A 24,482-nucleotide genomic window follows, 5' to 3' on the forward strand; every position below is an offset into this window, starting at 1 on the left:
TGCGATTTCAATCTTAAAAGGGCGGCTCATGGCTATTTTAATTTATCGAGTTTCTTTTCTCCATTATATGCAGCTTCATATAAAATTGGTATAAAACAGAACAAAAACCAAAGCTATCAATGGCTGAGTGGGTGACATTCAGCGTTGCCTCACTTATCCTAGCAATCATTGTGAGTCTGGTGGGCTACACTTGGCTGAACGAAAAGAATCAACCTCCTATCCTTTCTGTCACCAAAAAACAAACAATTCGGGAGATTGATGGCCAATTTTATGTTCCCTTTGAAGTTGTGAATAGTGGAGGAGACACAGCCGAGTCAGTTCAAATTATGGCTGAGTTACTGATTAACGGTAAAGTTGCAGAAACAGGAGAGCAACAGATCGACTTTTTATCTAGTGGTGAAAGTGAAGAAGGCGCATTTATATTTAGCAAGAACCCACGCCAAGGTCAGTTAAATTTGCGTGTTGGTAGCTATAAATTGCCATAGTAAAGCGCCATTAATTCAAGGCTGACAAGATAGCCACCCGATAAGATTGGATAATTTATTACTTAGAAATCTTTAAGCTTTAACTTTAGCTTTTGACCAAACACCATTTTCATCTTCATCATATTGCTGATGAACAGACTCCCAAGCAGCTTGTTCAGCTGTGAACTCGTCGTTTTTCTCATTGAAAACAGTATTATAGCGCTCAATGAATGTACTCTGAGCTTTATTAGAAAGATGAGCGCGAACCTCAGGAGACAAGTCCTCTGGACTGTTGCACTGTCCAGGACAAGGGCGAGCAAAGGTTTTTTCAATCGTGTGAATTTCTTCGGCACCAGCACTTTCGAGCAGCAATTGAAATTCGCCAGCGCGATCGCTCGGAACTTCTGCCATCAATAAGAACTCACCAGCTTGTAAGCGGGTTTGGTAGATAGCCGCTTTATCTTCTGGCATCCCCAAAGTAGTTAAAACCGATACTAGACCGGCACCTGCACTACCTGCGATCGCTCCACTAGCAGCCCCTAACAGCACTGCACCAATAGGTCCTGCTGCCACGATTGAACCGACAAAGGGAATAAACAATACGCCTACACCACTGAGCAAGCTGAGAAAGGAACCAAACAAGGAACCAAAAACTGCCCCTGTTCTCAAACCTCCCAAAATCACATCTTTTTTACTAATAAAGCCAGCGATTCTAGTTTCCGACTGGAAGTTTCTACCCATGACCGAAATATGATCTCTAGGTACACCCCTGTCTAGTAAACGTCGAATCACATCATCAATTTGCTTCTGTTCTTTAAATACAGCAGAGATAGTACGTTCTGCTTTATATACTTCTGGCACTTAAATAATCCTTGTATTATGTTGTTTTTACAATGAATATGGTGAATAGGTAAATGCAAAGATTAATCCTTTCACACGAGTTGAGGGAGGATTGATTCCTCCCTCAACTTGTTTGAACAGTCAGCTATCCTCAACTGGTCAATCAATTTTGGATTCTAGATTAAAGAATTGAAGCATAGGAATCAAGTCAGGGGCAAGTCAATTAGTGCAAGGATTTTGGACTAAAGAATTATTCTCGCGTTTAAATTCACTTGCTCTGAGACCTTTTTAAATTTTGGATTTTGAATCTTCAATCCAAAATCCAAAATTCGGTGACGTTATAAGCTATACACCAACAGGAGTCTTAGCCCCTGCTGCTGGCTGTCTACCATCTGCGTCTATTGCTTCCCCTTCAATAAATGAACGCAGCATCCAAGCTATTTCCTCATGCTGTTCTAACAATCCAGTTAAAAAGTCAGCTGTTCCCTGATCGTGGAACTTTTCACCAGACTGATCAACATGATCCCTTAAATTCCGAATAACCTGTTCATGATCTTCCACTAGATTAGCTACCATCCCTGTTGCTGTGGGAACACTACCAGCATGTTCCTTGAGGGAAGCAATCTTGAGAAATCCTTCCAATGAGCCAACTGGATAACCGCCCAAAGCACGAACCCGCTCTGCCACTGCATCAATATTTAGAGTTAGCTTTTGGTAGTGTTCTTCCCAAAGCTGGTGCAAAGAGCGGAATTGAGGACCGACCACATCCCAGTGGTACTTTTTGGTTTTCACCAACAGTAGATAGGCATCTGCCAAATCTTGATTCAACAGATTAATTACACCTTGACGCTGTTCTTCTGTCAAACCAATGTTTATCGCACGCATTATTTTCCATCCCTAAGCAAACTTATTTATTAATCTATCAAATTTCCAACATAATCGACATCAACCAAAAGAAATATTGTGAGTTGATAATTTATTATTATATGCATAATAATACCTATGCCTTAATAGGTAGGATTAGGCTAATAATTTAGTAATTAGCAAATTTTATTGATTTTTGCAATTACAACCATAAAAACATTAAATATAATTATAAATTAAGATATCTGTAATCAAAACTATCTAAACGCGATTTTCCCAAAAATCTTCAGATAATTTTATAGTTAATTTAAGTTGCTAGCTTCACATTACAAATTAGTAATGGGTTCACTACTTTTACGCAATTACCCATTACTAGCGAAAAATTACCAAACTATTATTTTTGTTACTTACCTGTAACTTTATCCAAAAAACTCTTTACTTTGTCTTCCGCTGAGGTTGCACCCTGTGAATTATCAGGACGCTTCTGCTTGTCAATATCAGCAGCTCCCTGAACCTCATTGAGTCCTTCGTTTGACTTTCTTTGAACTTCTTTCAGTCCAGCTGGTGGTTCTTTAGCGGCTTCGTCAGTTTTGCGTTGAATGTCAAGCAGTTGTGTAGTAGCTTCGGTCGGATCACTTTGGTTGCTTTCGATTGCAAAAGCAGGAAAAGCACTAGATAATAATAGTAAGCCACAAGTAAAAGCTACAACTAGAAAACGTACTGGACGTAACATAGATAAAACAGAAGCAATAATTTTCATCTGAAATCCTCGATAACAGCTTTAACAACACAAAACTTTTACTTAAAGAGCAGAGCTTATACCTTTATTTGGCACATCTGAGCAATAATAAAACTAGCAAGCTCCGCTTCAATCTTGAAGTTTTTTAAAAACGAACTTGACGAAGAAATTGTCTTGAAATTTCTGCATCGAATTAATAAGGGATAATAAGCAAATCCTACCTTAATTCATTAGCAAAAACATTAGATTTCGTATCTGACATTCTTTTCTCAAAGTTCCCTGTTTCTACTTTTACTTTGAAAACGCTAAAGCCTGCATCAATCTCTAGAATGAAATTTCCGGGATCTCTATTGGCAATAAAATCAGTCTCTAGGTATATCGACTTAATCTAGTTTTGGCAGGTTAATGGCTCTACTATTTATGTTCAGTTAGCTCGACTTTATCCAATCAAACCTTAGAACTCCACTCTTTTGCTCCTCTGCCTCTTACTCCCCCTCTCCCCTGCCTCTTAAGAGTCCCTATTCCCAATTTCCTCTAAACTTGATAAGTCTGCTTTATCACCTCTTCTATTGAACTTAGACGATAGAACATTTCTATTAGTTCATGGGATCTTGTTTTTCGCTTCGCCAGCAGCACTTTTAACAGTGTTAAATAATGAATATCTGGGTCATTTTCCAAGGCAACTTCGGCTGCTTGCAAGACTTTTGTCGCATTCCTAAAAATATCCTTGTTGTCAAACCCTTCTTTTGCAGAAAGTTGATGTAATCCTGCATCAGGTACAGTTGCTCTACCCAGCAAGGTTTCATCTAATACCAAACCTTTCAATAATGTCAGCAAAGCCGCATAGATGAAAAAATTATCACAACTATCACAAGCCTTAAATTCAATACGTCCTACTTCTGATGGAATGCGGGCGATTTTTGTCAAAGAAGGTATGCTATTAATCAGTTGTTCCTGTTTCTGAACAAAAACCAGAGCTGCTGGTCTTTTTCCGGTTCTGATAAACGTTCGTACCGATAGCCCATCCCATAAACCTCCGTTATAAAAAGGAGAACTATAACTAAAAGGAACAATATAAGGACTGTAATAAGTTAACTTTCTGCCAATATCAATCACACCTTCAGTAGACAAATCTGCCACTGAAATATTTAAGTCTGGCCCATAAGTAAGCATAGGAATATGGGCAGTTTGTTTTTCAGGAGAAGCTTGTCTTCGTCTAATTTCATAATCATTTAATGGAGGTTTAGGCTCAAAAACAGGGTTGTAAGGATTAAAACTGGTTAAACTTGGTGAGAAACCGAATTCAGCAGCAACCTCGCGTAGCAGGCGAAAACTTTCTGATAATTCGGTAATAACAGTTTCAATATTAGAGTGTATAGTTGTTCTAATTTCGATGCCTTTGGGTAGACAGTCAATCGGCTTATCAGAATCTGCAAATCTTTCAAACCCCTCAATGTACCATCTCTTCTGTTTGATACCACCGTCCCCGATGCGCAGTTGAGGATAATCGCTAATGTATGTGGGTAGCTTTTCAATAATTTGATTGAAATCAGTAAATTTTGTGTGGGAAAAATCAGCAAACTTTCCTTCATTATTTAGGAAAGCGACTTCATGCTCAATACCAAATAAAAACATTCTCTATACCTTAATTGCTTAGAGCTAACTTAATCTAACTAATGCCAAGCGATATGAATTCCACAGAGGAGGACGTAACATCAGTAAATGATTCATTAGAGGAAAACACTGATATATTTAGCTGGTAGGTTAGCATACTTACAAACTTCCATCACTTCGTAGCGCGAATTCCGGTCTTGAATCTTATGAATATTTGAAATACCCCAATCAAATTCAGTTTAAGTAGAAAAATTCTCAAGATAACTCTCAGATGGATTTTACCCCAAGACCGACTGTTGTGATTTGAAAACTTCTTTGGTTTATGTTTGGTTGGTATGCAGCGATGCTTACGACTGGCTATTCGGCGTCGCGCTTTCTTGATTTTTCTCTGTTGCCCCCACATCTTCATAGTCACTGGGTAGGCTAGCTTAGTAGTGACTGACGAAAGCTTGAGACGTGAGTTTATGACAAGTACCGTTCAATCCCCCTACAGCAGCGAACAGATTGCCGCTTGGTTGCGTGGACTGCTCACCATTGCTTGGGCAGATGGTAATTTTGATCCTCAAGAACAGGAATTAATTGCCAGCATCACTAAAGATGAATTAGCTCTTGGGATTAAATGGGACTCACTAGAGGTAATTACGCCAGAGGAATTAGCCGCAGTATTGGGTAAAGGTACGCCAGCCGCGGAAAATTTCTTAAGGACAGCGATAATGGTAGCGATCGCAGATGGGACCTATTCTCCCAGCGAAGATCAGGTTCTGCAACAGTTCTGCCAAGCCTTGGAAGAGCCAGAGAATTTCCTGGAAGCCCTTCGCCACACCCTGGAACACCCACAGCAAATTACCCCCACTATCCCCAGCCCTGGACTTACAAAGCGTCAAATTAATGCACTACACCCCCTGCGTGACTGGCTCGATGGGCTAGATATCCAAGACCCAAGAGTTGCCCACTTTTTGTGTAAAATGATTCCCTCCCATTGTCCCTTTGAACGGGATGTCACCCTATTTGGACGTAAGATTGTCCATATCCCACCGATGTGTAAAATTAACCCGTTGTATGAGCAACTGGTGGGCTTACGTTTCCGTGCCCTCTCTTATTTGGCAGATAAATGTGGTGAAGATGTTTCACCATATATTTAGTTAAAGTGAAGAGTGAGGAGTTATAATTTTTTACTCCTAATTCCAAACTCCTCACTTCTCACTATTATTTAAGTATGCAATTTATCGACCAAGCAGAAATTGAGGTTGAAGCCGGTAAGGGTGGCGATGGTATTGTCGCCTTCCGGCGGGAGAAATATGTGCCGACTGGTGGACCCTCTGGTGGTAATGGGGGACGAGGCGGTTCAGTATTTTTCGTTGCTGACGAAAACCTGCAAACCTTGCTGGACTTCAGATACAATCATCGCTTTCAGGCAGAAAAAGGGACTCGTGGTGGCCCAAATAACTGCACTGGGGCAGGAGGAAAAGATTTGATCATCGAAGTTCCCTGTGGTACAACCATTTATGATGCTGAAACTGGCGAATTGCTGGGGGATTTAACTGAGCCTAAGCAGACTTTGCGAATTGCCCAAGGTGGTAAAGGCGGACTAGGAAATCAACATTTCTTGAGTAATCGTAACCGCGCCCCAGAATACGCCCTCCCAGGACTACCAGGGGAAATAAAGCAGCTGCGCCTGGAGTTAAAACTTTTGGCACAAGTGGGGATTATTGGCTTACCAAATGCTGGTAAATCCACTCTAATTTCATCTTTATCAGCTGCACGTCCAAAAATTGCAGACTACCCCTTCACTACCCTGATCCCAAATTTGGGTGTAGTGCGAAAACCTACTGGCGATGGTACTGTTTTCGCCGACATTCCCGGACTAATTGAGGGAGCAGCTCACGGGGCTGGGCTAGGACATGATTTCTTGCGCCATATCGAGCGCACACGAGTGCTACTTCACTTGATTGATGCCACTAGTGATGATGTGGTTAGAGATTATAACATAATTAAGCAAGAACTACAAGCTTATGGACAGGGTTTAGCAGAACGTCCGCAAATTTTGGCGCTGAACAAAATTGATGCAGTTGATCGGGAAACTGTCGATTTGGAGGCGTTAGCTACCCAACTTAATCATCTCTCCTACGCCCCGGTTTTTGTGATTTCAGCCGTTACCCGCACCGGGTTAGAGCCGATGTTACAGGAAATTTGGGGAATTCTTGATCAAATGAAGGTTCCTGAAGAAGTGGAGGTATTTAGATAATTAGTGTGATTCGTAATTCGTAATTCGTAATTCGTAATTACTACTTTCAGAAGAGAAGTAGCTGTCGGTAGTAAAAATACTTTGTTTTTTGCTCATGGGATGAAAGCTTTTAAAATTACGAATTACGTTAGCGACGCAGGAGCATCAACCCCTTCAGGGAATTCAAAATTCATGCATTACAATCCCCATAAATAAATTTAGGGGCTTGTATCCTTTTCTTCTTCGGTCATTATCAATTATGAATTATGTTGACGTAAGTACTGGACTTTAGACTAAATGGGGAATGAGCAAGAAAAAAAAGGTGAGCCTGATTGAACACAGCCCCCTTTTTGTAGAAGCACCAGAATTGAACTACCATTACTCGCCTGCCAACATGAAACGTGCCAGACTCGAAGAGTTTCCTCAAGTGAGAGTTCAGGGGTAGCTGGAGCCAGAATTAAAACTGTCCTTCCTTCCGTAATAATTCCCCTATTGTCAAGTTCATCTCTGCTTTTCCTCCAAATACTGTTCCTACTTTTCCTTGATACAAGTGAACGTAATTAAGATGTTTACTTTCATCTGGTAAAGGTATATAGCCCACAGCGCTGGCTGTTATTGGTGCTTTATCAATGTAAAATTCTACAAATTTGTTCACTAATCCTTTGTCTTGGTTATCTCGAAAATTCAGGTAGATAAACAAAGGTCGAGCAAGGGGCTGATACTGGACTTTCTCCACAGTTTGACGCGACGGCAGTACTGCACCTTTGCCGTTGTCAATTGCCAACGCTTTCAACTGATTCTGGTGTTTTTCGTAATAAGAATAACCAAAATAACCTAGAGCATTTGGGTCTTTGATTATATCATTCACCAATACCTGATCATCTTCACTTGCTGTATAGTCATTACGGCTGGCTCTAGTTTTACCTACAGTCGCTTCTGTAAAGTAGTCAAAAGTACCAGACTTTTGACCAGCACCATATAAATTCATTGGACGATCTGGCCAAGATGCACGTACTTGGTTCCATCGGGTAATTTTTCCTTGGGCTGACGGTTGCCAAATCTTTTTCAATTCTGCTACTGTAATATCTTTCGCCCAATCGTTTTGCGGATTAACGGCGACGGTAAGTGCATCAAAAGCAATGGGAAACTCCATATACACTACACCATTTTTTTTGCAAACTTCCATCTCGGTCTTCAAAATGGGTCGTGAAGCACTGTTAATATCTGTTTCTCCGGCACAAAATTTCTCAAACCCGCCAGTAGTATCGGAAATGTTAACTGCTAACTGCACTTTATTCTTTGGAGAAGCTTGATACTCTTTGGCGATTGCTTGGGTAATTGGATATACCGTACTAGAACCATCAATTTTTATTGTCGTCCTAGCCTTTGAAGTGTTACTAACTTCAAAAGCGTTTGGGGACTGTTGACTTTGAGTACTAGAAGTTGAACCAGCCGCACAACTACTCGCTAGAGCCAGCGTTAAGAGCGTTAGAGCCAATTTATTAACTTTTGCTTTCATTCATTCCGCCCTGTGCTGAACTAAGTTTATATCTGTGATTTCAAATGCACATTCTGCTAAAGCCGATGTGAATTTTCAGCTAGTCAAGTGAATAAGCTTTATCTTAGGCATTTACCCTTGCTGGAAGCATCTGAAGAACGTCTTGTCTTTTAGCTCAACGAAAGTCATAGCTCAACTACGACTTTTGTTGAGATCGTTGTTAGATCGCAATCAAAGGGGCATGGCAGTTTGAGACTATTGACAGTATTTTTGGATCAATATGAAGAAATATAATTTTGAAGTAGAACTAGGGTGTGTTATGCAGTAGGCTAACGCACCTTGAATTGTTGACGGTGCGTTGTTGTGCAGCGCAACGCACCAATGATTTAAATTTATTAATATAGCTTGAAATATTAGTGCCGACTTACTTATTCTGAATTAGGGGAATCTTAATCATAAACTCAGCACCTTGTCCTGGCTGCGAAATACATTCTAAGAAACCGCCATGTCTTTCTGTAATGATCTGGTAGCTAATGGCAAGCCCCATTCCCGTACCTTTGCCAATGGGTTTGGTGGTAAAGAAGGGGTCGAATAGTTGTTTTTTAACATCTTCTGGTATTCCCAATCCGTTGTCAGCAATCCTAATTGTTACCTGATTTGACTCTTGTAGTTGAGTACAAATGTGAATTGTCGGAATTGAGCATTGGGAATTGGGCGCTTGTACTAAGCGACTTGTACCGAGCGTACTCCTCCGGGGAAGCAAGCTACGCGCAGCGTCTCGTAGAGAAGTCGAGGTAAGCCGAGGTATTGGGAATTGGGCATTGGGAATTGGGTATGGAGAATTGGGTATGGGGCATTGGTTATTCCCCTCATCCTCACTTTCCACTCCCTCTTCTAAAGCATCGATCGCATTTGACAAAATATTCATGAATACTTGGTTTAGCTGCCCAGCGTAACATTCAACCAGTGGTAGTTTGCCGTATTCTTTGATTATTTCAATTGTTGGGCGCTGGTCATTACCCTTAAGACGGCTTTGCAAAATCATCAGAGTACTGTCGATTCCTTTATGGATATCAACAGCTTTCATTTCGGCTTCATCTAAGCGCGAAAAAGTTCGCAGGGAAAGCACAATCTCCCGAATGCGGTCTGCCCCAACGTTCATCGAGTTTAATATTTGTGGCAAGTCTGACTTCAGAAAGTCCAGTTCGATTAGTTCTGCAAAATCCTCAATTTCTGGCACAGGTTTAGGATAATGACTTTGGTAGAGTTGCAAAAGTGAAAGTAAATCTTGGGTGTATTCCTTGGCAGGGTTGAGGTTGCCATAGATAAAATTGACCGGGTTGTTGATTTCGTGTGCCACTCCTGCGACTAGTTGACCCAAGCTGGACATCTTTTCACTTTGAATTAAGTGAGTCTGGGTATGTTGAAGCTCGCGAAGTGCAACTTTAAGTTCTTCGGCTTGTTGTCGTAGTTGCGCTTCCGACTTTAGCAGGGCTTCCTGGGCTTGTCTACGTTCTGTGATGTCCCTAATAACAGCTACCCGACAGAAAGGCTCTCCTGTTTCAGGATGTTTAACCAGAAACAGGCTGCAATCAGTGGGAATTTCTATGCCCGTTTGAAAATGCCTATAGCGAAACTCCCCTTGCCAGAAACCATGTTGAAATATCAAAGGAGTAATTTTTTGCTGAAACTCTGCAAAAGCTTCTGGTGAATAACAATCAACCAAGGATTTGGTTTTGGCTGTTTCCAGGCTACTAAGTCCCACCATCTTCAGTCCAGCAGGGTTCACATAGAGAATTTGCCCTGCCATTGAAGCAATGCCAATAAAGTCGCTGCTGTTTTCAATCAAGGCGACAAATTTTTGCTGTTCCTCTTCAGATCGTTTGCGTTCTGTGATGTCTAACACCATTGAGGCAACGCCAATAACCTGGCCATCAGGAGTTACTAACGGGTTGTTATACCACTCACAGACTATCGTCCTGCCATCTTTAGTGACATTCTCGTTGACACTAAAACTTCCTCCACGTTGTGTTAGCAGGGCGGTGAGAATCTCATTTACGTGCTTTTTGGCGTTTTCAGGTACTATGATCTCAAAACGATTCCCCAGCATTTCCTCTGTGGTGTATCCAAAGATTCTTTCTGCTGACCGATTCCATGTCTGAACCTCAAAGTTGGTATTCCATTCAATAATGGCTAAAGGTGTTTGTTCAATCAGCAACGCCAGTCTTTGCTGTGAACCCCTAAGTTCTGCCTCTGCTTGCTTGTATTCGGTAATGTCGCGAAAATACCAAATCCTACCGTAATAGTCTTCTAAAGGTGATATCTCACCACAAGCTCCTTGGTATCCACGTACAGGTGCAGAATAGCGCTCAAAAATCTTTCCAGACTTGAGGAAAATTTCATCACGGCTGCTTTCCTCTGGATGCTGGTAAAGATACTCCGCCTTAGCTAGAAATTCGTCTGGATTGACTAGTTGGTCTAGTACCCATCCCAAGAGTTGGCGATCGTCGCGTGTTTGGAGCAGTGCCGCAGGAATTTGCCATAACTGGGAGAATTTCTGATTGGATGATGTAACTGTACGATTTTCATCAATAATCAGAATTCCGTCGATGGAAGCTTCTTGTTGAGCTTGGAGTACAGCATTAATGCGGTGTAAGTCTGACTCTGCTTGCTGGCGAGCGCACAGTGCGGCTTGCTGTTCGCTGATGTCGCAAAGCAACCAACGCCAGCCGACCTGCTGACCTTGTGAATCATACATAGCAACCATCCTGACACTAGCAGGAAAGGCTGTACCTCCTGGTGACTGTAGATAGACTTCCCAATCCTGCACCTGCTGCAAATTTGCCAGTTTGTTCATGAAGGTTTAGCGATCTGGTTCAGCGATAAAGAGGATTAATGGTTTACCTACCAGATAGTTTTGTCTCACAGATAGTAAGGCTGCGCTTACATAGTTAGCCTCTTTGATCATGCCGACTCCATCGGTCACTAAGTAACCATTTGGGGCGAGATCAAACAAATCTTGGTAACGCCGATGCTCTAATTCAGCCGTTTCACGAGCGATCGCTAGTTCTTCATTTTGTTGGCGCAGTTCTTCCAGGGTTTCCCGAACTGCCTCGCTCTTTTGCATGAGTTCAGTAATATCAGTAACTCTGCCAGTCACACCTGGAACTTTCCCGACTTGATTCTGTAAAATGATGTCTCGAATACTACCCACCAGAAATTTCTTACCAGTCTCATCCTCAAAGCAAGACTTTTTTGTAAAGATGAGATGGGTTATACCCTGAGCATCGGTAAAAAGATCCTGATTCTCGTTAGTAATATTTGTGGTGAAAACCAGTTCATCTTTTTGCCGGAACACATCAGCTTCTGCTTGAGGAAAAAAATCATCGTCTGATTTGCCAATTAATTCTTCTCGGCTATGACCGACGAAATCACAGTAGGTATCGTTAACTAATACCCAGCGATGTTCACGGTCTTTGACAAAAATTGAGTCAGATATGCCATTGATCATCTGATGCAGAAATGCCGGGGAGAAGTTTTGCTGCTGCGTGTTTTGTTTTTGCGCGGCGTTATCTGAGGATTTAGGATGGTTCATACCCGAATTTATAATTGAGCAATAAAGAAACCTCTAAGAAGGTTTTACTACGTAAAACCGTCCTTCTCCGAGTCGGAGAGGGAAAGACTTGAACTTTTGTTCAAGGCAGGGAGAGGTTTGTCGAACTCACGTTTATTTAGCTGCGTGTGTCAGGATCAGTAGTATTTATTATTCCCAGACTAAATATGGATGCAACAAGCAAACCAATCTCTCACTTTTAATGTTTTCAGGGGACTGGGGACTAGAAAGATTTCGTTCTCTACGGGAACAAAGACGCACTAGCGATGGCATTCATCAACTGTGGCGCGGCTTTTTTGATTAACAGAATTGATACAAATACTTAAAAGCCTTGCTTGCTCGTAAAAAAACGGAGTTAGACTAGAACCACAGGGTAACAATCATCGGAATATTATGATGAGCGATCGCGATTATACATTAATCATTGACAAAAGCGGTAGTATGTCCACACCCGACCAAGTAGGTGGTAGAAGTAGATGGGAGATAGCCCAAGAGTCTACTCTGGCTTTGGCAAGAAAGGCGGAACAGTTTGACCCCGATGGTATTACTGTTTACTTGTTTTCCGGTAGATTTAAACGCTACGATGATGTCACCTCAGCCAAAGTCGCACAGATATTTCTTGAAAATGACCCTTCTGGGACGACAAATTTAGCAGGTGTACTCCAGGATGCCTTAAATAATTACTTTCAACGCAAAGCTGCCGGTAAAAGCAAACCAAACGGAGAGACAATTTTAGTCATTACTGATGGTGAACCAGACGATCGCAAAGCTGTGTTTGAAGTCATCATTCATGCTACTCGCCAGATGGAACGTGATGAAGAATTAGGAATTTCGATCATTCAAGTCGGTTCAGATGCCCAAGCAACTAAGTTCCTCAAAGCTTTGGATGACCAGTTGCAAAGTGTCGGTGCTAAATTTGATATCTGCGATACCGTCACTTTAGACGACTTAGAAGAAATGAGTCTTGTAGATGTATTGACGAACGCAATAACTGACTAATGTGTTAATCACCCATAGTCCAATAAGCAATTTTAGATTTTAAATTTTAAATTTTGGATTGAAGGATTCAAAATTAAAGCCTAGTTAGGGAAAAATCCTAAATCCCAAATTACTTTCTCAATCCCCTATCTTTAGATTAACGGTTAATCTAAAATCTCAAATCGTTCGACTGAGCGTAGCCGTTCGCGTAGCGTTCCGCAGGAAAGTCCAAAATCCAAAATTGATTGAGTCTTAACTGGAGAATTAAATAATGCTAGAAAATCGTGACTATACCTTAATTATCGACAAAAGCGGCAGCATGGCAACCCAAGATCAAAAGGGTGGTAGAAGTCGATGGGTTGCAGCACAGGAATCTACTTTAGCCTTAGCTAGTAAGTGTGAGCAATTTGACCCCGATGGCATCACTATCTATGTATTTTCTGGTAAATTTAAGCGATACGAAAATGTGACATCTAACATAGTAGCGCAAATCTTTAGAGAAAATGATCCCTCTGGTACAACTGATTTAGCAGGTGTGTTAAAACACGCAACTGATGATTACTTACAACGGAAAGCAGCTGGTCAAACAAAGCCAAATGGTGAAACTATTTTAGTGGTTACTGATGGTGAACCAGACGATCGCAAAGCAGTCATGAAAGTGATTATTGAAGCTTCTCGCCGCATCGATCGAGATGAAGAATTAGCAATTTCCTTCATTCAAGTCGGTACAGATCCCCAAGCTACCCGCTTTCTCAAAGTCTTAGACGATGAACTTCAAAGTGCTGGTGCTAAGTTTGATATCTGTGACACCATTACTATGGAAGATATGGAAGATTTGAGTCTATCCGAAGTGCTGCTCAATGCCATTAATGACTAGCTATACTATATTATTAGGAATTACAAAAATGGATTCCATTGATAAGCTGTTAGCTGAACTGCAAAGTGAATACAAAGAAGTACAACCTCAACAGCAGCAGTCAAAATCAGCCACAGCCAAATCTTTTATCCCACCATCGCCAAAATCGGCATCTTTTATCGATAACCTTTTGGCAGAAGTTCAGGCTGATTTTGCACAAAAGGATGCTGCTCTTGAGTTAAAAAGACAGCAAGAACTAGAACAGGAAAGAGTTCGACAAGAACAACTCAAAGCCAAACAACTAGAGGCTTTGAAAGTGCAGGCTAAAGAATGGTTAGCTAAAGTAGATCCACTTTCGTCCGAAGGACTTTGGTTTGAAAGGTTTGCTGAAAGTTACTCTTCCAAATTAGAGGCAGCGATTGAATATTTAAGAAGCAATTAATAAATAAGTCAAAATTTAAAACCTTACTGATAAATCTGCTAGCTCAAATTATAAGTTAGCAATTATTATTTATTACCTATCCTCAATATTGATGGTGATTTGTTTGAGCTAAATGTTGAACAGCCCATTCATGCATAGCATAGAGAATTGGTTGTAAAGTTTCTCCTAAAGGCGTTAGAGAATATTCTACTTTGGGTGGAATTTGGGGATAAACTTCTCGATGAATAATCCCATCTTCCTCCATTTCTCTGAGTTGTTGGGTTAGCATCTTTTGCGTAACTCCAGGTAAAGCCCGTTGTAACTCACCAAACCGTTTGACATCAGTCATTAATTCTCTAATAATCAAAACTTTCCAGCGTCCGCCAATCACCTTTAGGGTAGTTTCTACTTCACAAGTCAGCCTGCGATGGTTTTCTGCTTCAGCTTTCATAGTTTTTTTGTCGGAAGAACCTGACTCAGGTTTGCTGGGTAGTATCGCTAGTACCGCAAGGCGGAAGTCAAAAGTCACTCATTCAAAAGTCAAAAGGAATACAGCGTAAACGTTTCGTTGATTTGAAATGGGTTGTTTATTTCCGCCGCGCTGTACTAGTTATCTGATTATTGCTTGTTTTAGGTCTTCCATAACTAGTGTTTGCTGATTTTTCTTAATTTCTTTAAGAATACTCAAGAACCTCAATTACTTCAAAATCCTTATAGGCAATTCAACCTCAGCATTGAACGAAACATCTGCCTGTTGAGCCATATTTACCGCTTTGGTTCGCGCTTCTATAATTTTACCTATTTCACGCCCCTAGCTTGGTTGACGTTCAATCATTAAATTTACAGCATCTGAGTAGATAACAAGAACTTGCAAATCGTCAACAGCAGTGATTGATACCGGACTTGCTAAGATTGTGGTCAGTCACATGGCAACAAGGGTGACTAGGGTGATGATTTAATGCTGTGTACCCTTCTCACAGAGTAAGATATGGGGTGATTGCTGGTTTTACATTGATCATTTGAAATATCTGTACAAATTAGTTCAAGAGGGCTTCACCATTCCTTGAACTAGCTTGATTGCCTTATCTCGCTCCTCAATTAAGCGGTTGATTTCTAAGGCAAACTTAGCACTGTGTTCTGCAAGGTTAATGATTACCTCAGTCGAAATCATGATCACCTGTAAATCTTGAACCACCGTGACAGTCACTAAACTGGGTTGTCCTGCTAAGAGTGACATTTCACCGAAACAATCGCCGCTTGACAAACGAAATACTTCTTGCTCTTTCCCTTGAGAGTTTTTTACGGAGAGGCAAACGCATCCATCCCAAACAATAAAAAATCCTTTGTCGAGATTTCCAGCTTTGACAACACATTCGCCTACGCCGTATTCTTCAACAATGGCACTACGAGCAAGTTTATTGATAGTACTAGGGTCGAGAAAAACAAGATAAGGCAGCGCTTCCAAATATTCCAATACTCTTTCTTGTGGAACTTCGCTTGTTAACAAAGCTTGATTGAGGGAATATTCTATTTGAGTTGGCAAGGGAATTGTTAACTTGTGACGCTTGATGGCGTAGTAGACTCGTTTTAATAAATCACCTTTTATATCATCTTTCTTAGGATAATCATTGATGTATATTTTCATCTCGTAATTGATGAAAAAATCACCATATTCCTTGATACGTGTTTTAGGTTCTGGCTCGGTAATAATTCCTGAAGTTTCTAATGCAGCTTGTTGCAGAATATTTATAACTTGATTAGGCAAATCATTATGAGAAAACTTGAGGAAAACCCTTTCTGCATGGATGGGATTGAGTAAGGTATAGTTTTCAAAAGTTGTTTGTCCAAGTTCTGCATTTGGGATGACAATGATGTCTCTATTTCTGGTTTTCAGGCGAACAGATCGCCAGTTCATCTCAATTACTTCTCCGTCAAAACTTGTGCCTGTTCGCTGCGAAAATTTTATCCAATCTCCTTCTTCAAAGGGTCTCTCCAAGAGCAGCAGAAAACCTGAAACTAGATTGCCTAATGTATCTTTTAGAGCTAACGCTACCACTAGAGAGCCAACCCCAAGAGCAGCTGTAATGTGTGCTAAATCAATTTTCCAAATATTAGAAAAAATATGCACCCCAATGAGTAATATAACTGATGCCCTTGCTAGCAACAAATAGAGATTTGGTACTCGAATTTGCCAAGCTTTGGGTTTTTTGTGGTTTGTCAGAGTAGTGTTTAAAAAAGATAGTCCGGTGTACATAATTGCCACCCAAAATAAGCTTTCAATTGCACGGATCAAGTTTCCTGAAGGATCGAGAGTGAGAATCTGACGCATAACTAGCCATGCAGTCAGAAATGGTAACACAAGATTCCGCAAATGTTGCAGTGTTTCTACTAACGGTATATTCTGCCGTTGTAATCTCTCAATCACTTCGTTGAGGGTGATCGCCACGATCGGAACTCCCAGCATCAAGGCAATTCCCCAAGTTAAAATGTCTTGGCGCATGATCCTAAACCCCAATATTTTGATGCTCTACCTGAGCCGCAGCATCTTTCATAATTTCACTCAAAAAATTATAGGCTTCTTCCCAGGCTCGCCGGACTTGAGGGGTAAATGCTTCTTTTAACCCTTGCTCTAGTGTCCACAATAAAGCCTCCCCCACCACATCGTAATACTCTGCCTTTACTCCATAATCGGCGTGTCGTTTGCCCAGTTCTTGCACAACCTTGATAACTGCTGCTGGTTTGCGTAATCCTTCAACGGCGATCGCTAGTGTACTCATCAGCTTGCGTTGCTGATCTGCCATATTTCCCTTGAACAGAGGCCGCAAAGAGGGACTTAATTCAAATAATCGTTGATAAAATAGTTCAGCAACTGTATCAGCGATCGGCTGAACTTTTGCAAAGGATGATTGCACTAGATCAACTTTGCTCATTGACACCCTAGTAGCAGCAACCAAAATCCATGTGTCAACCTCGCCAATGATGTCAATATGCATTGGTCGGTATTGTACCAGAGTATAAGAGTCTGCTACCCATTCATAGGCAGCGCGAGTCATCACAATGCTGTTGAGTTCCGCTTGAGTGTATAAGCGCATGACTAAGTAAACCGATTCTCCCCAAACGTTGTAACCAAATTTCTTAGTACCGATCACCCCAGCTGTTACCGAACCAGTATGAATACCAATTCTCAACCCCAAAGCTAAATTTTGTCCCAACTCCATTCGATGCAAGATATTCAACATTTCTACCCCAAAATCAACGGTGCGTTTAACGTGATCCAGTCGGGGAATCGTTAGTCCGCAGATGACCATGTAGTCGGTGTCAATTGTACTTTTACGCTCCAGCCCAAAGCGTTCCGCAGCCTGATCAAATTCATGGAATAAGCGAGTCAGCAGTTGAATAATTTCAGAGGCTGGGAGTCGTTGACTAAGTTCGGCAATACCTACCACACGCGCATATAAAATAGTGACGTGTTTCACATGGTCAGCAATTAGTAACTCACCCTGTTTAAGGCGTTGGGCAATGGTAAAAGGTACAATGTTGAGCATTAGAGCTTCGTTTTCCCGATTTTTTTGGTCGATTTCTCCTAACTTTTCGCCCAAACTAATCACCATTGCATTAAATGCCCGCCCGATCTCTCCAAATTCATCGTCAGCATTAATATTAACTGTGGTCTCATAATTTCCGGCTTGCAGTTGTTGAATTCCTTTTTTGATGGCTGCGATCGGGCGATTCACAAAATAAGCAACAATGATGCTCAAAAATGTGAACATGACAATTAAAATTGTGCTGGCGCTCAACAGCCACAACTGTAGATTGTTCACAGGAGCCAAGACTTCGGCTGTATCCATCTGTGCCAATATTGCCCACTTGAGATCGCCAATCTTCAAAGGAGCATAGGCAGTGAGTACTGAAATGCCACGATAATCTTTGAGGATGTCTGTACCAGTTTCACCTGCCAAGGCTCTTTTTATGGCTTCTGTTTCTAGAGGCTGGATTTTGTTTAGTTTATCTTGGAGGGCAAATCGGGAGGGCGATCGCATCCGATAATCTGAGCCAACCAAATAAGCTTCCCCGGACTTTCCTAAACCGTGACTCACCCAGCTTTGGTTATTGGTCATGATGCGGTTAATTTCCGCAACGGATAGTCGCACCGCTAAAATTCCCACCAGCTTAGAACCGTCATAAATGGGGCCAGCGATAAACGCCATTTGGGAACCATAGACTGGTCGATAAGCCTCAAAATCCGTGGTTTGAATTGCTCCAGGATCGAAGGTTTGACGCACAGTCTCCACTAACTTGCCTAGTTGACTGGTGCGGTAGGGGCCAGTATTGAGATTAGTGCCGTAGTCCGGTTCTTTGCGGACTGAGTAGATAATATCGCCTGTCTTGTAATCTATTAGTAATAAATTGTCACAGCCCATGCTCTGAACTAGATTTTGAAATAAAGGTTGATATTGAGCATGAAAGCGACTGTATGCACTACCATCACTAGCATCTAAAAGTTGAGCTTTTTGTTCCGAAGGATGGGAATTAGCAGCAATGTAGTAATGCTGGAGATATTTAGCAGCTAGGCTTACAGGACGATAGTTATTAAAACGGAGTTCTCCAGAACCTTTGTCAGAAATTTTGGGGAAAAATTCCTTTTCATAATAATTTTGCAAAGACTGCTCCCACTGGGGCGGAATTGATTTCTCATTCAGTTCCCGAAATCCTTGATGCAAATCTACCATCGCGGCAATAACCATCCGGTCTTCACACAGGGTTTTAACGTGGTTGCGTAGAGTTTGCAAGTAAGTTTTGATTTCATCGGACTTAGCAGCGCGAACACTGGTAAGTTGGTTAGAAACAGACTGAGTTAGCGATCTCTTGCCCATCTGCCACCCTAAATAGGCAATTATTAAAATCGAGCTAAAACTGACAAATAGGACTACGATAATAAGCTTGGATTTGATGGTCAACCGATTAAAGACGGGTAGCTGCATATTTGTTATGATTTTTTCCGGCTCCCAAAGAGCATAGTACAGGCTGATAGTTATTTATCTTTTTATGAGGTGGAAATCTGAAAAATTACTTAGATTTCTCTAGTTTACAGGAAGTTTTTTGGCAATCCATCAGATTTTTAGTAGTGCAACCAGGAAATGTGACTCTACTCCTCTCATTTTGAAACTCGTGTAATTTGTAAAACCTGTTGAAACCACGTGCGAAAAAGTGTTTCATACCATTACCTACCAGATCATAATGTTGTACCTATACCCAAAATATTTAGGACTTATGTATGAAAACTTAGAGGCGAGAGGTGCATGGGTAAGGGTATAAAAGAAGATTTATCTTTCCTTATACCCTTACACCCGTTTTGCCTGCTTAAGCCTGATGATGGAATGGACACTTAGCAGCAGCAGATTTTATTTGCCAGGGATCACATTGATAGAAATAATTAGCTTTCAGGAGACGATTTTCAAACTTTACGGTATACACCGGAGTCGTAGAAGCTGATCTTGGTGGAATCAGCGAAATGCGATATTCCCTTCTTTAGATAGTTAACAGTTGCAATTCCTCCTGAACGGCGGCTTGACTATCAGCAGATTCCTGCACACGCTCAAGCCATTTTTCAGCTTTCGAGTAGTTGTCATGCTGTACCTCTTTAATCGCTTCCTTGAAGTTCAGCACTACGCCCCAAACATCACTGAAAAAGCGTTTTTCTTGCTTCATTTTGTTGAAGAAGCTAACAGCTTCAATATGCGATAATCCCCCTTCCGTTTTAGCGATCGCCATAAACACTTCAAACACATCGTCTGCCATCTTGGCATCGCCACAGACATAGTAGTGACATTGAGGATGGCTGAGTATTCGCCAGAGTTCTTCAGCTTTTTCTTCCATTAAGCCTTGCACATAGACTTTCTTGTCGTTCAGACGCGAGAAGGCTACTTCTAACCCTGACAGCACGCCTTGATTCTGCCAGCTTACAAGTTGCTCTCCATAGAGGAAGTCACTGCGATCGCGACAGCCGAAGTACAAGCAAGCATTACCTAATTCTGTCTCCTGCTGCAATAGGGCTTGCCGATACTGGAGGAAGGCAATCAGCGGCGATACCCCCGTACCCGGCCCAACCATCAGCATTGGCGCGAGTGGATCGGTGGGTGGACGGAAGCTAGAAGTGCGAACACTGATCCGAACCTTTGCCCCCGTTTCCAGTCCGGCAAGGTAGTTTGAGCAAAGTCCTTGACGGATTTTACCTGCATCCGTTTTAACTTGCAACACTCCAACAGTGATTTGGATGTGCTGAGGATGAAGCAGAGGACAGGAGGAAATGGAGTAGAGGCGTGGTTTTTGCTTCGGCAACAACTCTAGCAGGACTTCTAGTGTAATTTGAGCAGAAGGAAACTCATTGAACAGATCAACAACGCTGATGAAGTTATCCGTGATCGTTTTCTTGAGCGTAATACTGTCGGGATGTTCATCTCCTTGCCGCAGAATTTCCAACCAGATTTCTAGGCGTTGTTTATCCTGGGGATTTTGTGCTACTGAGTACAGATAAGTAAGCAGGTCATTGAATGGTTCGCGCAAAGTCAGATCGAGGTCTTCCAAGAGAACCTGTCCGATGGTTGTGGGAACAGTAACAGGAGGTTTTTCTGACAATTCTGTACCATCTGGCATTAGATAACGAGCTGTGAAATAGGTGTTGGGGGATACTGAGAGGCGATCGCACAACTGATTCACCAACTCCACCGGATTGCCAGGATAAACTGCAACATGATCGCCTGTTTCATACTGCAAATCGCTACCAGAAATATCAAAGACAAGATAGCGAGTAGAACGGCTACCAGGAATTACTTCTTTGAGCAGTTCGCTATTGGCAACTAGAGGTACTTCCACACCTCTGTCTCCACTCACTTTTACTGGTGAAATATTTGCCGCTTCCGTCTCACTTAAAAACGTAACGTTTAGTTTAGGTGCAGCTTGGGCTGTTGCATCGGCGGAGGTCGCATCTTCACCCAGAATGCGGGAAACCAGTCCTAACCATTGTTTGAAGGTGTCGGCTTGTCCCTTAATTTCATCACCTTTGTGAAGTGGCACAATACAGTTACCTCCTGCCTTGGCAAGTCCCTTATCTACCGAAATTCCGGCAGCGCAGAAGTTTTCGTAAACGGTACTACCAATGCCGATAACGGAGTAATTCAAACCGTCAAGGGAACGCGCAGGTTGTTTTTTCAACCACTGAAGGAACTTCTTGCCGTTTCCAGGTATTTCGCCATTGCCGAAGGTGGACGTGACGATAAGTAGGAGTTTCTCCGATGCCAGGGTATCGGTGTTGTATTCATCCAGCGCCATCACCTGGGGACGGAATCGCTGAAGTTGACGAGCGGCTTTGCGCGCCAAGCCTTCAGCTGTAGCTGTTTCGGAAGCGTAGAGAATCAGGATGCGGTCTTGCTTATTGTCGTCCTCGTCGGTAGTGGCGATGAATTTTTCCAGGTCAATACCATCTTCAACTGCCCAGCGATCAGCAGCATGGTGATAGGCTGGCTCTAAGTAGAAGTCACGCATTTGGTGGTGCCAGACCGGACAAGCACTTCCCCCTGATGGGGGTACGACCCAACCCCAATCCCCCGGACACTCGCGTCCTGCTTTCTTCTCGCGTAAGTCGTGCGCTAGGAATTGACGAGAGGCAGATTGATGGTCTACCATCGTCACTTTCGCTTTTTGGAAGGAGTACAGGATGGCAACGTTGAGTTCCAATGCGACGCGATCGCGCCATAATGTCTGCTCGGAACTAGTATCGAGCTTAAGGACTTTGGCGATGTCCTCCATCTTGTTGTAGCGGTACTCGTCCAGGAAATCCCGCATGATTTCAGTGCCCATGTACCAGCCATTGAAAGGAATACAGGCATAATTGATGCCGCCAACGTGCATTGAGAAGTTGGTAATTGCAGGGACAGCGTACCAACGGAAGCCCAATGATTTGAATTCAGAAATCGTGGGATGATCGATTTCCACTTCCAAAATCTCATCCCGATTCCAGTGGTACATCTTCGGTTCCATACCCGCAGCTTCAATCACTAGAGGCAAAATGTCATACTCTGTGAGTGGTTGGGGGGGTTGCTAGCCCAATTTCATAATCGCTTTGGTCACGTCCAGGTTGGCAGGATCACCGAGAATACTACCATCCGGTTGCTTGTATGCTGCATAACGAGCTAATTGTGGATTCCAGATGCGTGGCCCCCAGCGTTCTTTAGGATGTTTGGGACGAAAGACGGTCATGGTAATCTGGAGATTACCGCCGTTTGTAGCCGACTGTAGGTGTTCTTGGAGTTCACGGAACATCTCATCAGGGTCAGTAACGTGGCGGCGATCGCGGATCACCATGTTATTCCACTGAATCCGCCCTACACACTTGGATGCATTCCGCCATGACACTTGTGCCCCATACGCGACTTCTTCATACGTGTGGGTATAGGTTCCGGTGGCGTGTACTTCCTGTTGAATTTCTGCCCAGCGTCGTGTCTTGTCCTCAGGTTCCCATGCCTGCTCAGTGGCAATTAGCTCCAGGTACTGCTTGGCTTTTTTGAGCAATCGTTCCTCATTCAGCTTGGGCAGCTTGATTACATTCACAGCGCGATCGATTAACGTCTGCCATCCCTGCCGTAACTCTGGTGTGAAATCCGGTACGTGCCGCTCAAACAAGGTAAAGATAGCATCCGTCATTGCCGGATAAGCACAGGATGGCACCCCTGCACTGGTATGCACCTGCCCTAAGAAACGTAACTCTCGGATCATCTCATCACTGCTGCCGCTTCTTAGGGATTGGACGAGAAATTCCAATGCCTGAAACAGGTGTAGAGACAGGTAATCCATGTCTGCTCGTCCAAAAATCGGCAATACAAAGGGATATTTCTCAAACAGGATTTGATAAAACTCCATCCCCATGACTTGCTTATTCTGGCTAAACACCTGCCAAGATCCAATCATCTTTTGCAGCATTTCTGGGGGCAATGCCCGATTGTAGCGGTGATTTGCCTCTACCATCGGCACAATCACATGGGTATTGAAGAAGCGGTAGAGGGCAGAGTTTGCGCCTTTTGCTAAATCCTGGTGATCGTACTCTTCCAGGTAAGGAATTGATGGTAGCATCCACATCCACACCTGCCGTGCCTTCAACCAGTGCTGGGGACGCATTCCGATATCGGCAAACAGCGCACCGTAATCCTCAACCGTGTCAAACGAATCCCCTTTTTCTGGAGGTACGCCCATTAAGGGTTCTCCAATTATATTCTGAGTTTCCGGCTGAAGTTGGTGGATGCAGCAATCAAACAACTCAAAGAAAAAGTCATTGATGCTGTTAATCGCTTCCCCGAAGATGTACTCTAGTTCAGGTGACTCTAGCAACAGCCGCTTCAAGAACTTTTCCATCTGCAATTCTTTCCACGCCCGCAGCTTGTTCCAAGCGTCTTTGACAATCACTTCTTCTTGCGGCGAGAGAGGAACAGATTCTGGCATCTCGAACTCACCCTCTGTCTGAGTCCCTTTGCTGTGAGTGCGGCGAGTACCGTTTTGATTCCCCAAAATTGTAAAGGTGCTGCTACTTCCCTCAGTGCTACTCTGAGTCAGGCGAGTTTTTAGCTTCAATTGGGGTGCCTGCTTCCAAGTTGTAATCGGAAATTCTAACTCAGTGCTGCGCTCTCCATTCAGGCACTCCTGGGTGGCAAACGCGACTGTTCCAGCATCCTGCCAAGGTTGAGTGATGTCCCCTTCCCGGTAACGCAAAGTAATGGCGATCGTGCAGTCTCCCTTGTTTTTCAAATCCACCAACCAACTGGGTTGCGTGCGGTTCAGCAGATCCCTTGACAATAAGCTTTGTCCCTCTTCGGAAACTACCTGCAAATGGCATTTATACTTATAATTATTTGAAGCCGGGAAATCGAGTGCAGAAATCTCAGTTAGGTGGATAATTCGTTGATTGTCATTCATGCTTGAAAAGTCAGTGAGTGAGAAAAGTGCGTAGTTAAATGTACTGATCGGCAGAAATTTACATTTTTTTAATTTACCTTAATTATTTAAAGGTAGATAATAAAATTTGATTTGTAAAGTAAACATTTTAATTTATAAAGTAAACATAAAGACGTGGGTTGAGAGTTTAAACTAATACTCAAGAGGCGAAATGACGAGGCATCAGTTCCACGATATCTGCATAAATTATCAACTCACTTACCTCTATCAATAAGTAAGTTGGCATGATAAAACCAAACTATGTAAACAAAAATAAACTAGGCTAAAACCCTCTTCCTTCCTGCTTCCTGCCTCCTGCTTTCTGCCTTATCCCAACAAAAAATTTTTACGCCGACCTACTTAGTTCGTAATCTTTACTCAGGTGTCAAT

Annotated in this window: 18 protein-coding genes and 1 pseudogene; 6 read left to right on the forward strand and 13 right to left on the reverse strand. The window is 42.5% G+C overall.

Annotated elements, in window-relative coordinates; genetic code table 11:
- Positions 1-119: 119 nt before the first annotated feature.
- Positions 120-485 (forward strand): TIGR02588 family protein, encoded by a 366-nt coding sequence (locus V7K48_RS23085; RefSeq protein WP_335075715.1) that lies wholly within the window; start codon positions 120-122, stop codon positions 483-485.
- Positions 486-557: 72 nt separating this feature from the next.
- Here the strand turns inward: V7K48_RS23085 and V7K48_RS23090 are convergent, their stop codons facing one another.
- The 4 genes from V7K48_RS23090 to V7K48_RS23105 form a co-directional block, all read right to left on the reverse strand.
- Positions 558-1,325 (reverse strand): ChaB family protein, encoded by a 768-nt coding sequence (locus V7K48_RS23090; protein WP_335075717.1) that lies wholly within the window; start codon positions 1,323-1,325, stop codon positions 558-560.
- Positions 1,326-1,649: 324 nt separating this feature from the next.
- On the reverse strand, positions 1,650-2,189 hold the full coding sequence (locus tag V7K48_RS23095) for a Dps family protein (RefSeq protein ID WP_335075719.1): 540 nt from the start codon (positions 2,187-2,189) through the stop codon (positions 1,650-1,652).
- Between the two features lie 382 nt (positions 2,190-2,571).
- On the reverse strand, positions 2,572-2,928 hold the full coding sequence (locus V7K48_RS23100) for a hypothetical protein (protein WP_335075721.1): 357 nt from the start codon (positions 2,926-2,928) through the stop codon (positions 2,572-2,574).
- A gap of 513 nt (positions 2,929-3,441) precedes the next feature.
- Positions 3,442-4,542 (reverse strand): glutamate--cysteine ligase, encoded by a 1,101-nt coding sequence (locus V7K48_RS23105; protein ID WP_335075723.1) that lies wholly within the window; start codon positions 4,540-4,542, stop codon positions 3,442-3,444.
- Between the two features lie 443 nt (positions 4,543-4,985).
- On the opposite strand from V7K48_RS23105, the gene V7K48_RS23110 reads away from it, so the two are divergent.
- Both V7K48_RS23110 and obgE read left to right on the forward strand, forming a co-directional pair.
- Positions 4,986-5,663: a Mo-dependent nitrogenase C-terminal domain-containing protein gene (locus V7K48_RS23110; protein ID WP_335075725.1), complete on the forward strand. Its 678-nt coding sequence runs from the start codon at positions 4,986-4,988 to the stop codon at positions 5,661-5,663.
- 74 nt (positions 5,664-5,737) lie between these two features.
- Complete coding sequence (gene obgE / locus V7K48_RS23115; RefSeq protein ID WP_335075727.1) at positions 5,738-6,766, forward strand: GTPase ObgE; 1,029 nt, start codon at positions 5,738-5,740, stop codon at positions 6,764-6,766.
- 436 nt (positions 6,767-7,202) lie between these two features.
- On the opposite strand, the gene V7K48_RS23120 is transcribed toward obgE, so the two are convergent.
- From V7K48_RS23120 to V7K48_RS23130, 3 genes are all read right to left on the reverse strand, one after another.
- A complete protein-coding gene (locus tag V7K48_RS23120; RefSeq protein ID WP_335075729.1) occupies positions 7,203-8,264 on the reverse strand; it encodes a PstS family phosphate ABC transporter substrate-binding protein in 1,062 nt (353 codons plus the stop codon).
- 403 nt (positions 8,265-8,667) lie between these two features.
- Positions 8,668-11,100, reverse strand: coding sequence for a PAS domain-containing sensor histidine kinase (locus tag V7K48_RS23125; protein WP_335075731.1), 2,433 nt, complete (start codon positions 11,098-11,100; stop codon positions 8,668-8,670).
- Between the two features lie 6 nt (positions 11,101-11,106).
- Positions 11,107-11,838, reverse strand: a complete 732-nt coding sequence (locus V7K48_RS23130; protein ID WP_335075733.1) for a PAS domain-containing protein — start codon at positions 11,836-11,838, stop codon at positions 11,107-11,109.
- 411 nt (positions 11,839-12,249) lie between these two features.
- Here V7K48_RS23130 and V7K48_RS23135 point away from each other — a divergent pair, with 411 nt between their 5' ends.
- The 3 genes from V7K48_RS23135 (at position 12,250) to V7K48_RS23145 (ending at position 14,132) form a co-directional block, all read left to right on the forward strand.
- Complete coding sequence (locus V7K48_RS23135; RefSeq protein ID WP_273764635.1) at positions 12,250-12,855, forward strand: vWA domain-containing protein; 606 nt, start codon at positions 12,250-12,252, stop codon at positions 12,853-12,855.
- Between the two features lie 250 nt (positions 12,856-13,105).
- Complete coding sequence (locus V7K48_RS23140; protein ID WP_273764637.1) at positions 13,106-13,711, forward strand: vWA domain-containing protein; 606 nt, start codon at positions 13,106-13,108, stop codon at positions 13,709-13,711.
- A 28-nt stretch (positions 13,712-13,739) separates the two neighbouring features.
- On the forward strand, positions 13,740-14,132 hold the full coding sequence (locus V7K48_RS23145) for a salt stress protein, Slr1339 family (protein WP_335075735.1): 393 nt from the start codon (positions 13,740-13,742) through the stop codon (positions 14,130-14,132).
- Positions 14,133-14,214: 82 nt separating this feature from the next.
- On the opposite strand, the gene V7K48_RS23150 is transcribed toward V7K48_RS23145, so the two are convergent.
- The 6 genes and pseudogenes from V7K48_RS23150 to V7K48_RS23175 form a co-directional block, all read right to left on the reverse strand.
- Complete coding sequence (locus V7K48_RS23150) at positions 14,215-14,562, reverse strand: winged helix-turn-helix transcriptional regulator (RefSeq protein ID WP_335075737.1); 348 nt, start codon at positions 14,560-14,562, stop codon at positions 14,215-14,217.
- 591 nt (positions 14,563-15,153) lie between these two features.
- Positions 15,154-16,611 carry a mechanosensitive ion channel domain-containing protein gene (locus tag V7K48_RS23155; protein WP_335075739.1) on the reverse strand — a complete coding sequence of 486 codons (1,458 nt, stop codon included), beginning with the start codon at positions 16,609-16,611 and terminating at the stop codon, positions 15,154-15,156.
- 4 nt (positions 16,612-16,615) lie between these two features.
- Positions 16,616-19,093, reverse strand: a complete 2,478-nt coding sequence (locus V7K48_RS23160) for an adenylate/guanylate cyclase domain-containing protein (RefSeq protein ID WP_335075741.1) — start codon at positions 19,091-19,093, stop codon at positions 16,616-16,618.
- A gap of 379 nt (positions 19,094-19,472) precedes the next feature.
- Positions 19,473-19,625 carry a nitric oxide synthase oxygenase gene (locus tag V7K48_RS23165; RefSeq protein WP_335075806.1) on the reverse strand — a complete coding sequence of 51 codons (153 nt, stop codon included), beginning with the start codon at positions 19,623-19,625 and terminating at the stop codon, positions 19,473-19,475.
- Positions 19,626-19,640: 15 nt separating this feature from the next.
- A complete protein-coding gene (locus V7K48_RS23170) occupies positions 19,641-20,228 on the reverse strand; it encodes a hypothetical protein (protein ID WP_335075809.1) in 588 nt (195 codons plus the stop codon).
- A gap of 96 nt (positions 20,229-20,324) precedes the next feature.
- Positions 20,325-24,074: pseudogene (locus V7K48_RS23175) on the reverse strand (nitric oxide synthase oxygenase); the annotation flags it as partial.
- Positions 24,075-24,482 lie beyond the last annotated feature (408 nt).

This window comes from Nostoc sp., from assembly GCF_036919615.1.
GTDB lineage: Bacteria > Cyanobacteriota > Cyanobacteriia > Cyanobacteriales > Nostocaceae > Nostoc.